This window comes from Amycolatopsis sp. NPDC114478 (assembly GCF_055633805.1).
In genome coordinates, this window is the sequence record NZ_JBVKDO010000022.1 from 58,298 (window position 1) to 69,943 (window position 11,646).

An 11,646-nucleotide genomic window follows, 5' to 3' on the forward strand; every position below is an offset into this window, starting at 1 on the left:
TGCTCACGAGATCCCGAACTCCTTGCCGAGCAGGTCGAACATTTCGTCATCCGAAGCCGCGAAGACGTCTTCGCCGTCCGCGCGCTCCGGCCGCAGCCCGTCGAGCAGGCGGTGCAGCCGCCGGGACACCTCGTCCCGGCGGGGTTCGTCGAGGTCACCGGCGGCCATCGCCCGTTCCAGGCCGGCCAGCTCGGCGTCCAGGGGGTCGGCCGCGGGGGCGTCCGCCGGCACCAGCTCGGCCCGCAGGTACTGCGCGAGCGCGAGCGGCGTCGGGTGGTCGAACACCAGGCCCTGCGGCAGGTTCAGCCCGGTGCGCCGAGCGAGCACGTTGCGGAACTCGACCGCGCTCAGTGAGTCGAAGCCGAGCAGGCCGAACTTCGCCTCGGGCTCGATCGCGTCGCCGGAGGCGTGCCCGAGGATCATCGCCGCCGCCCCCCGCACCGCCTTCGACAGCGTGCTGACGCGTTCCGGCTCGGACATCCCGGCGAGCTGCTCGGCCAGCGGCTGCTCGGCGGTCTCCGGGGCGCGGCGGGCGGCCTCGATGGCCGTGCGGGCGCTGGGGATCCCGTCGAGCAGGTGCGTCATCCGCATCAGCGCCATGCCGGGCGCGTACCGGGTCCAGTCGAGGTCGGCGACGGTCACCGAGGTGTCGCCGCGGCGCAATGCTTCGTCGAGGGCGAGCAGCGCCCGCCGCGGGGGGAGGGCTTCGGCGCCGCTGCGGCGCATGCGGTCCCGGATGGCCGGGTCGGCCGCCATGCCGACCTCGCCCCAGGCGCCCCAGGCGACCGCAAGCGCGGGCAGTCCGGCCGCGGCCCGCTGCTCGGCGAGGGCGTCGAGGACGGCGTTCGCGGCGGCGTAGCTGCCCTGCCCGGGGCCGCCGACGGTGCCGGCGATCGAGGCGAACAGCACGAACAGGCCGAGGTCGAGCCCGGCGGTCAGCTCGTGCAGGTGCAGCGCGGCGGCGGTCTTCGGCCGCAGCACGGTCTCGAACCGGCTCGGGTCGACGGCGTCGACCACGCAGTCGTCGAGCACACCGGCGGCGTGCACGACCCCGCGCAGCGGGAACTCCTGCGGCAGGTTCTCGATCAGCGCGGCCAGGGCGTCGCGATCGGAGACGTCGCACGCGGCGACGGTCACCCGGGCGCCCCCGGCGGTCAGCTCGCCCGCCAGCTCACGGGCGCCCGGCGCATCGAGGCCGCGGCGGCTGGTGAGCACGATGTGCCCGGCGCCGGCGTCGGCGAGCCAGTGCGCGAGCTTGCCGCCCAGCGCGCCGGTGCCGCCGGTGACGAGCACGGTGCCGTCGGCCGGCACCTCCCCCGGCCGCCCGGCAGGTGGTCCGGCGGGGTCGGGGACGAGCCTGCGGACCAGCGCACCGTTGGCGCGCAACGCGATCTGGTCCTCCTCGCCGGCCGTGGCGAGCGTGCCGGGCAGGCGCGTCACCGCACGGGGATCGAAGTCGGGAGGCACGTCGACGAGGCCGCCCCAGCGGCCGGGGTACTCCATCGCGGCCACCCGGCCGAGGCCCCAGACGGCAGCCTGAGCGAGGCTGCCCGCCGCGTCGCCCGGCCCGACGCGCACGGCGCCGGTGGTCAGGCACCACAGCGGCGCGTCGACCCCGGCGTCGCCGAGGGCCTGCACGAGCGCCGCGGTCGTGGCGAGGCCGCCGGGCACCGACGGCGCGTCCGATGCGGGCGTTTCGTCCAGCGCCAGCAGGGAAAGCACGCCCGCGGGGCTCGGGAACGTCTCCAGCAGCGCGGTGATCCGCTCGGCCAGCGCCGCGCGGTCGGGACCGTCGACGACCAGCCGGACGGTGTCCGCGCCGAGCACGTCGACCAGGACGTCGACGCGTTCGTCGCCGTCGAACGCGGCCGGGACGGCAACCAGCCAATCCTCACGGCGCGGCGCGGCGGTGCCGGCGAGGGGCTGCCAGTCGATGCGGTAGCGCCAGCCGTCGGTCGTGCTGCGGTCGACGTGTGCCTTGCGGTGCGCGGAAAGCGCGGGCAGGAGGCGAGCCAGCTCGTCGGCGTCGGCGCCCAGATCGGCGGCCAGCGCCGTGACGTCGGTGCCTTCGAGCGCGGCCCAGAACCCACCGTCGTCGTTCACGGTTTCGGCAGGGGTGATGGGTTCCGGCCAGAACCGCTCGCCGGCGAAGGGGTACGTCGGCAGCCGGACGCCGCGGGCGTCGGCCCCGGCGAAGAACGCGGTCCAGTCGATTGCGAGGCCGTCGACGTGCAGGCGGCCGAGTGCGGTGACGAGCGTGGTCTCCTCGTCGCGGCCCGCGCGCAGCAGCGGCACGAACGTGGCCTCGACGGTCTCGGCGGCCATGCCGGTGAGCACGGCGTCCGGGCCGACCTCGATGAATCTCGTGACCCCGCGCGCGGCCAGGTCCGCGACGACGTCGCCGAAGCGGACGGTCCGGCGGACGTGGCCGACCCAATATTCGGCGGTGGCGAACAGGTCGGTTTCCGGCTGCCCGGTCACCGCCGACAGCAGCGACCGCCGCGGCACCCGCAGGTCGAGCCCGGCGACGACCTTGGCGAAGTCGTCCAGCATCGGTTCCATCAGCGGCGAGTGGAACGCGTGGCTGACGGTGAGCCGGCGCGCTTTCGCGAACCGCTCGGCGACGGCGAGCGTGGCGGCTTCGGCGCCGGCGATGACCACGGACTCGGGCCCGTTGACGGCGGCGAGCGCGACGTCCGGGCCGAGCAGCGGCTCGACCTCGGCGGCACTCGCGCGCAGGGCGACCATCGCGCCGCCCTCGGGCAGGTCCTGCATCAGCCGGGCGCGGGCCGCGACGAGCGTGCAGGCGTCGGTCAGCGAGAGCACGCCGGCCGCGTGGGCGGCGGCGATCTCGCCGATCGAGTGCCCGGCGAGGTGGTCGGCCCGCACGCTCCACGCGTCGAGCAGCCGCAGCAGCGCGACTTCGACGGCGAAGATCGCGGGCTGCGCCCAGCCGGTGATGTCCAGTGCCGCGGCGTCGTCGCCGAAGACGACGTCGCGCAGCTCCTCCCCGAGTTCGGCGCAGACCTCGTCGAAGGCCTCGCGGAACACCGGGTAGCGGTCGTAGAGCCCGCGGCCCATGCCGAGCCGCTGCGAGCCCTGGCCGGTGCACAGCAACGCGGTGCCGCCGTCCTGGACCGTGCCCTCGACGAGGTTCCCGGCCAGCGCCGAGCGCATCGTCTCGAGGTCGGAGCCGACGACGACCGCGCGGTGCTCCAGCGCGGCCCGGCGTGTGGCCAGGGCGAGTCCGGTGGCGACGAGTGACGACGGCGCGGCGTCGGCCAGCCGCGCGGCCTGCGCGTGCAGGGCGGTCCGGCTGCGGGCCGAAAGCACCCACGGCACGACGGTGGCCGGGGGTTCCGGCGCCGGCGCCGGAGCTTCCCGGGCTTGTTCGAGGACGACGTGCGCGTTGGTTCCGCTGACGCCGAACGCCGACACTCCGGCGCGGCGCGGCCGGCCCGCCTCGGGCCAGGGCGTGGGTTCGGTGACCAGGTCGATCGCGCCGGTCGTCCAGTCCACGTGGGACGACGGCGCGTCGACGTGCAGGGTCGGCGGCACCAGGCCGTGCCGCATCGCCTGGACCACCTTGATCACGCCACCGATCCCGGCGGCGGCCTGCGTGTGGCCGATGTTCGACTTGAACGACCCGAGCAGCAACGGCGTCTCGCGGTCCTGGCCGTAGGTCGCGAGCAGGGCTTGCGCTTCGATCGGGTCGCCGAGGGTCGTGCCGGTGCCGTGCGCTTCGACCACGTCGACGTCCGAAGTGGACAGTCCGGCGTCGGCGAGCGCGGCCCGGATCACCCGGCGCTGGGAGGGGCCGTTGGGGGCGGTGATGCCGTTGGACGCGCCGTCGGAGTTGACCGCGGATCCCTTGACCACGGCGAGGACTTCGTGCCCGCGGCGGCGCGCGTCGGAAAGCCGTTCGACGACGAGCATGCCGACGCCTTCGGCCCAACCGGTGCCGTCGGCCGCTTCGGCGAACGCCTTGCAGCGCCCGTCCGGGGCGAGGCCGCCCTGCTGGCTGGTGCCGAGGAAGTAGTTCGGGCTGGACATCACGAGCACGCCGCCGACGAGCGCGAGCTCGCACTCCCCCGCCCGCAGCGCCTGCGCCGCGAGGTGCAGCGCCACCAGCGACGACGAGCACGCCGTGTCGACCGTCATCGCCGGGCCTTCGAGGCCGAGCACGTAGGACACCCGGCCGGAGACCGCGCTGGCGGCGTTGCCGAGCCCGGCGTGCGCGCCGACGTCGGCGTCGCTGCCGGCGAGCACGCTCGCGTAGTCCTGGCCGTTGGTGCCGACGAACACGCCGGTCGGGGTGGCGCGCAGGCCGAGCGGGTCGATCCCCGCGTCTTCCAGGGCTTCCCACGACGTTTCCAGCACTTGGCGCTGCTGCGGGTCCATCGCCAGGGCCTCGCGCGGGGAGATGCCGAAGAAGGCCGCGTCGAAGCGGTCGATGCCGTCGAGGAAGCCGCCGTACGTCGTGGCGGAGGCGCCCGCGGCGAGCGTCGCCAGGTCCCAGCCGCGGTCGGCGGGAAAGGGACCGACGGCGTCGTGGCCGTTCGCGACCATCGTCCAGAGGTCCTCCGGTGAGCGGACCCCACCCGGGTAGCGGCAGCTCATGCCGACGATGACGACGGGGTCGTCGGTGCGCGCCCGGCCGCGGCGGACCGGGCCGACGCGCTCGTCCGTGCCGAAGAGCCCGGCCAGCAGCAGGCGCGCGACGGCCGCCGGGGTCGGGTGGTCGAACACGAGCGTCGCGGGCAGCTCCAGGGCGGTCGCCGCGGTGAGCCGGTTGCGCAGCTCGACCGCCATCATCGAGTCGAAGCCGAGGTCGGTGAACGGGTCACCGGTGCCGACCGCGCCGGTGTCGCCGTGCCCGAGCACGGCCGCGACGGTCGTGCGCACGAGGTCTTCGGCCGCGCGGCCGCGATCGGCGTCGCCGAGCGCGGCCCAGCCGCCGGCCACCGGGCTCGCCGGGACGCGCACCGGTGTCGCGGCCGAGGCTTCGACCGGGGTGACGGCGCCGCTGAAAGCGACCTCGGCGGCGAGCAGCACCGGCCGGTCGGCGGAGTCCAGCAGCGCGAGGCTGACCGCGGCGTCGCCGAGCGGGGCGATGCGCAGCCGCAGCGTCGAGAGCCCGCGGGCGTGGAGGGAAACCCCGCGCCAGGCGACGGCTTCCGAGCCGCACGCTTCGAGGGCGTCGGCGAGCAGAAGCGGGTGGAGGTCGAACGCACCCGGGTCGCCGTCAAGGGTGACGTCGGTCAGGTAAGCGCCTTCGGCCAGCACGGCGGGTTCCGGACCGACGGCCGTGGCGAGGGTGCCGGTGGCATGGTGCGTCCACTCGGGAGCGCCTTCCGACGCGGGCGCGGAGTGGACGTCGACCGCGCGCGTGCCGTCGGGCGCGGGGGGCGCGACCCGCACCTGCAGCACGACGACATCCTTCGGCCCCAGTTCCAGGGGCGTGGTGAGCGCGAACTCGGCGATCTCCGGGCAGCCCAGGTTGCGGGCCGCGCGCAGCGCCAGCTCGAGGAAACCCGTACCGGGGAACGAGGTCCGGCCGGCCAGCCACGGCTGGGTGGCCGGCGAGACCGTCCCGGTGAGCACCGTCTCGGTGGACGCGGCGACGTCGAGGGCGGCGCCGAGCAGCGGGTGCCGGACCGGGGTGAGGCCGAGCCCGGCGGCGTCGCCGGTGCGCGGGGTCAGCGTCGGCCAGTAGCGCTCGCGCTGGAAGGCGTAGGTCGGGAGGTCGACCGGGCGGGCGCCGGGGAGCACGGCGGCCCAGTCGACGGTGCCGCCGGCGACGTGCAGCGCGGCCAGCCCGGCGATCAGGGCGGTGTCCTCGTCGTGGTCGCGGCGAGCCAGGGGAACCGCGCCGTCGACGAGTCCGGAAAGGACGGCGGCGGGGCCCAGCTCGGCGAACCGCGTCACGCCGGACTCGGTGAGCCGGGCGACGGCGTCGGCGAAGCGGACGGTGTCGCGGACCTGCCGCACCCAGTACTCGGGGTCGGTGACGTCGCCGCCGGCGATCAGCGGCAGCTCCGGCGCGGCGAACGTGAGCTTCGTGACGACCGCGCGGAAGTCGTCGAGCATCGGGTCCATCAGGCGCGAGTGGAACGCGTGGGACACCTTGAGCCGCTTGGCTTCGGGGAAGCGCGCGGCGACGGCGGCCACGGCGTCCTCGGGCCCGGCCAGCACCAGCGAGTCCGGGCCGTTGACCGCGGCGAGGTCGACGTCGTCGAGCGCGATGTCCTTTTCGGACGCGCGCACCGCGATCATCGCGCCGCCCCCGGGCAACGCGCCCATCAGCTTCGAGCGAGCCGCGACGAGCGTGCAGGCGTCGTCCTGGGACAGCACCCCGGCGACGTGCGCGGCCGCGACCTCGCCGATCGAGTGCCCGGCCACGAACGCCGGGCGCACGCCCCACGATTCGAGGAGCCGGAACAGGGCGACTTCGTAGGCGAACAACGCGGGCTGCGCGTGCTCGGTCCGGTCGAGCCGCTCGTCGGCGGGCAGCCCGCCGAGCTTTCCGGTGATCTCCGCGAAGGCCTCGGCGAAGACCGGGTACACCTCGGCGAGCCGCGCGCCCATCCCGACCCGCTGCGCGCCCTGCCCGGAGAACAGGAAGGCCGTCTCGCCGCGCGACGCGGTCCCGGTCGTGACGTTCGCGGCGATCCCCTGGTCGAGCCAGGAACGCAGCCCCTCGCGCAGAGTCGTCGTGTCAGTGCCGGTGACCGCGAGCCGGTGGTCGAAGGCAGTGCGGGTGACCGCGGTCGACAGTGCTACATCGGCCACATCGGCCACATCGGCGGTGACGTCCAGGAGCGCTGCCACCTGCGCCCGCAACGCGGGTTCCGAACGGGCGGAGACGAACCACGGCACCGGGCCAGCCGCGCGGGGACCGCGTTCCTCCGGCTCGGGTTCGGGCGCCTGCTCGATGATCGTGTGGGCGTTGGTGCCGCTGACCCCGAACGACGACACGGCGGCGCGGCGCGGGCGGCCGGTCTCCGGCCAGGTTTCCGCCTCGGTCACCGGCCGGACGGCTCCGGCGGTCCAGTCCACTTCGGACGAGAGCCGCTCGGCGTGCAGGGTGCGCGGGACCTCGCCGTGCCGGATGGCCAGCACGGCCTTGATGATCCCGGCGACGCCGGCTGCGGCCTGGGTATGCCCGAAGTTCGACTTGACCGAGCCGACGAGCAGGTCGTGCTCGCGGTCGCGGCCGTAGGTGGCCAGCAGCGCCTGCGCCTCGATGGGGTCGCCGAGCCGGGTGCCGGTGCCGTGCGCCTCGACGACGTCGACGTCCGAAGTGGACAGTCCGGAAGCGGCGAGCGCCTGCTGGATGACGCGCTGCTGCGAAGGCCCGTTAGGCACGGTCAGGCCGCTGCTCGCGCCGTCGGAGTTCACGGCGGTGCCGCGCAGGACCGCGAGCACGGGGTGGCCGTGACGCTGAGCGTCGGAAAGCCGTTCCAGGACCAGGATCCCGGCACCTTCGGCCCAGCCGACGCCGTCCGCGTCGTCGGCGAAGGCCTTGCAGCGCCCGTCCGGCGCGAGGCCGCCCTGCTTGCTGAACTCGGCGAACGCCTCGGGCGTCGCCATCACCGTGACGCCGCCGGCCAGCGCCAGCGAGCACTCACCGGAGCGCAGCGCCTGGGTGGCCCAGTGCGCGGCGACCAAAGAGGACGAACAGGCGGTGTCGACCGTGGCCGAAGGTCCTTCGAGGCCGAAGGAGTAGGCGAGGCGGCCGGACAGGACGGCCGCGGTGGAGCCGGTGCCGGCGTGTCCTTCCACGGTCTCGCCGGAGGCCGCCAGCAGCTTGCCGTAGCTCTGCCCGTTGGTGCCGACGAACACGCCGGTGCGGCTGCCGCGCAGGCTCGCGGGCACGATCCGGGCGCGTTCGAGGGCTTCCCAGGCGACTTCGAGCAGCACGCGCTGCTGCGGGTCCATCGCGAGCGCTTCGCGCGGGGACACGCGGAAGAAGCCGGCGTCGAACCGGTCCGGCGCCTCGACGAAGCCGCCGCGCCACGCGTCGACGTCGCCCAGGCTGATCGTGCTGCGGTCGACCCCGGCCAGCAGCGCCGACCAGCCGCGGTCGGCGGGCAGCGGGCCGATCGCGTCGATGCCCGCCGCGAGCAGGTCCCACAGCTGATCGGGGGTCTCGACCCCGCCGGGGAAGCGGCAGCCGATGCCGACGATCGCGATCGGCTCCGCGGCGGCGTCTTCCATCTCACGGACGCGCCGGCGCAACCGGTGCAGGTCGGCGGTGACGCGCTTGAGGTAGTCACGCAGCTGGCTCTCGCTGGCCATCCTGGCCTCTCGGTGTCGTCCGGTCGGGACTCGCGGCACCGCGGTCGGGGTTCCGCATCGCGAGAGTCAACCGCTTCCCGCGCCCACAAACCCTTAGTCTTCGCCCCGGCCCGGCCGCCCGGCTCGAGCGCGCGAAATGTAGTCAAATCCGGGGAAGCCCGTTGTTACGGTTCCGGCGGCCGTGTGCTCCCGTCCGAGGAAAGGTGCTTCCGCATGAGCCGACAACGGCGTCCGATCCTGTTCGTCAGCTCACCGGACAGTGGGCTGGTCAACTCCCTGCTCGTGCTCGCGGCGGAGCTGTCCCGGCGCGGGGTCCCGGACCTGTACTTCGCGACCTTCGACAACCGGCGCGCCGAAGTCGAGGCGATCGGCGCCGACGGTGCCGGCAGCCGGGTCGAGTTCCGTTCACTCGGCGCGCCGATCCCCGAACTGTCCTCGGGCTCGTGGGACGACGACACCTACCACGCGGTCACCCAGAAGTCGCGGTGGAAGGCGCACAAAGCGCTGATGCGGCACACCTTCGACACGCGTTTCCGCGACCCCGTCTACCGCGCGCTCGCCGAAGTCGTGCGCGAGGTCGAGCCGGCCGCGATGGTGATCGACTCGCTGCTGCACGCCGGCTTCGAGCTGGCCGTGACCCTGCGGATCCCGCACGTGGTGAGCGTCCCGTTCTCGGTGAGCAACCACCTCACGAACCTGCCGAAGGGCTTCCCCGTCCCGCATTCGGGACTGCCGCTGGAAATGACGCCCGCGCAGCGCCGCGAGAACGCCTGGTTCGGCTTCCGCCGCAGGGCGCTCTACGTCACCGATTCCCTGCTGCGCAAGCGAGTCGTCGAGTACGTCAAGTCCAACAAGGAGCTCGGCGTTTCAAAGCTGGCCGCGAAGTACACGTCGCGCATCGACGAAGCCGCGCTCGTGCTGGTGTACTCGCTCGCCGAGCTGGAGTACCCGGTCGAGATCCCCGGGCACTTCCGGATGCTCGGCGCGATCGTGCCGCCGTTGCCGGAGCTGCCGGACGAGCAGGACGTCAAGGGCTGGCTCGACCGGCACGAATCGGTCGTGTACATCGGGTTCGGCACAGTCGTGCGGATGAGCGAGGAAGAGATCAAGGGCCTCGTCGAGGTGGCACGGCGGCTGGAAGGCAAACACGCCGTGCTCTGGCGGCTGCCGGCGAAGTCGTGGGACATGCTGCCCCCCGCCGAAGAACTGCCCTCGAACCTGCGCGCCGAGAAGTGGCTGCCCTCGCAGCTCGACGTCCTCGCCCACCCGCACGTGCGCGCGCACTTCACCCACGGCGGCGGCAACGGCTACATCGAGAGCCTGTACTTCGGCAAGCCCCTGCTGCTGCGCCCGCTGTTCGTCGACGGCTACGACCAGGCGGTCCGCGCCCGCGACACCGGCGTCGGCCTGGTGGTCGAGTCCTCGCACGGCATCGACGTCGACGACGTCACCGCGAAGCTGACCGAGGTGCTGGAGAAGCTGTCCTTCACCGAGCGGGCCCGGGAGATGGCGCGGCTGCAGCACGAGCCCGGCCGGGGCCGCGACGGCGCCGTCGACGCGCTGCTCGAGCTCGTCGCGGACGCCGCCGAGCCGGTCCGGTCGGCGCCGTGATCGAGGCAGCGGGCCTGGCTCGCACCTTCACCGCCGACGGCCGCGAGGTGGCCGCGGTCCGCGGCGTCGACCTGAAGGTCAACGCCGGCGAGATCGTGGCGTTCCTCGGCCCGAACGGCGCCGGCAAGACCACGACCATGCGGATGCTCACGACCCTGCTGCGCCCGACCGCCGGGCAGGCCCGGATCGCCGGCGCCGACCTGCTGACCGAGCAGGCTCGGGTGCGCCGCAGCCTCGGCTACGTCGCCCAAGGCGGCGGAACACTCGACGAGCGCAAGGTCCGCGAGGAACTCATGCTGCAGGCCCGGCTCTACGGGCTGAACAAGACCGACGCCACCGAGCGCGTCCGCGAGATCTCGGGGCAGCTGGGCCTCGACGGCCTCGAGGACCGCCTGACGTCGGCGATGTCCGGCGGCCAGCGGCGGCGGCTCGACCTGGCGCTCGGCATGGTGCACCTGCCGGTGGTGCTGTTCCTCGACGAGCCGACCACCGGGCTGGACCCGCAGAGCCGGGCCCACCTGTGGACGCACATCCGGCGGCTGCGCGACGAGCAGGGTGTGACCGTGTTCCTCTCGACCCACTACCTCGACGAGGCCGACGCGCTGGCCGACCGGATCCAGGTCATCGACGACGGCGTCATCGTCGCCGAGGACACCCCGGACGCGCTGAAGGCGCGCCTGCTGGGCGACGGCGTCGAGGTGACGGTGCCGCCCGAGCGCGTCGACCACGCGGAGCTGCTGATCGCCGACCTGCCGGGCGTGCGCGGCCTGCGCCGCGAGGAGCAGACGCTGCGGTTCCAGGTGGCGCAGAGTGAAGCGGTGCTCTCGCCGCTGGTGCGGGCGCTCGACCAGCAGGACATCCCGCTGGTGGCCCTGCGCGTCCAGCGCCCGACGCTCGACGACGTGTTCTTCGCCCTGACCGGCCGGGGCCTGCGCGAGGGGGTCTCCGATGCTGCGTGAAGCCATCCTGGTCTACCGCGCCGAGCTGGCGGTGACGCTGCGGAACAAGCCGTACCTGGTGCTGGGCATGATCCAGCCGGTGCTGTACCTGGTGCTGTGCGGCCCGCTGCTGGCGGTGCTGGTCAGCAAGATGCCGGGCACGCCGGCCCAGACGTCGTGGGTCGACTTGACCCCGGCGCTGATCATCCAGATCGCCGCGACCAACGGTGTCTACTGCGGATTCGTGCTGCTGGCCGGAATCCGCGCGGGCGCGGTCGACCGGCTGCGGGTGACGCCGGTCAGCCGGACGGCGCTGAGCCTCGGCCAAGCCCTGCCGTCGGTGACGTTGTCGCTGGTGCAGGGCGTGATCATCCTGCTGCTGGCCGGTTTGGCGTTCGGTGTTTCGCTCAGCGTGGTAGGAGTGGCACTGGTCCTGGTGATCACGGCCCTCACGGCGCTGACGATCGCCTGCTGCGCGGACGCGATCGTGCTGAAGCTGCGCAAGGAGGACACGTTCACGTCGATCGTGAACATCGTGATCCTTCCGCTGACGCTGCTGTCGGGGATCTTGCTGCCGATCACGCCGGATCGCGCGCCGATGTGGCTGTACGTGCTGTCGCGGTTCAACCCGCTGGCGTACGTGGTGGACATCAGCCGGGCCAGCTTCCGGGAGACGCTGCCGCTGGTGCCCACGCTGCTGGGTGCGGTGGTGATCGTGTCGCTGGCGGCACTGGCGGTGCGGTGGAACTCGCGGACCTTCCAAGCAGTAGCTGCCTGAGCCAGTTTCCGACCGGGC

Annotated in this window: 4 protein-coding genes; 3 read left to right on the forward strand and 1 reads right to left on the reverse strand. The window is 73.8% G+C overall.

The annotated features are described in order from the left end of the window. Nucleotides 1–3: 3 nt before the first annotated feature. Nucleotides 4–8,301 carry a type I polyketide synthase gene (locus ACZ7OH_RS41715; protein WP_470285943.1) on the reverse strand — a complete coding sequence of 2,766 codons (8,298 nt, stop codon included), beginning with the start codon at nt 8,299–8,301 and terminating at the stop codon, nt 4–6. A gap of 213 nt (nt 8,302–8,514) precedes the next feature. On the opposite strand from ACZ7OH_RS41715, the gene ACZ7OH_RS41720 reads away from it, so the two are divergent. From ACZ7OH_RS41720 to ACZ7OH_RS41730, 3 genes are read left to right on the forward strand one after another with little or no spacing between them, the layout of a single operon-like run. Then, complete coding sequence (locus tag ACZ7OH_RS41720) at nt 8,515–9,912, forward strand: glycosyltransferase (RefSeq protein WP_470285944.1); 1,398 nt, start codon at nt 8,515–8,517, stop codon at nt 9,910–9,912. Continuing rightward, a complete protein-coding gene (locus ACZ7OH_RS41725; RefSeq protein WP_470285945.1) occupies nt 9,909–10,871 on the forward strand; it encodes an ATP-binding cassette domain-containing protein in 963 nt (320 codons plus the stop codon). The genes ACZ7OH_RS41720 and ACZ7OH_RS41725 overlap by 4 nt, the downstream gene beginning before the upstream one ends. After that, nucleotides 10,861–11,628: an ABC transporter permease gene (locus ACZ7OH_RS41730; protein WP_470285946.1), complete on the forward strand. Its 768-nt coding sequence runs from the start codon at nt 10,861–10,863 to the stop codon at nt 11,626–11,628. The genes ACZ7OH_RS41725 and ACZ7OH_RS41730 overlap by 11 nt, the downstream gene beginning before the upstream one ends. Nucleotides 11,629–11,646 lie beyond the last annotated feature (18 nt).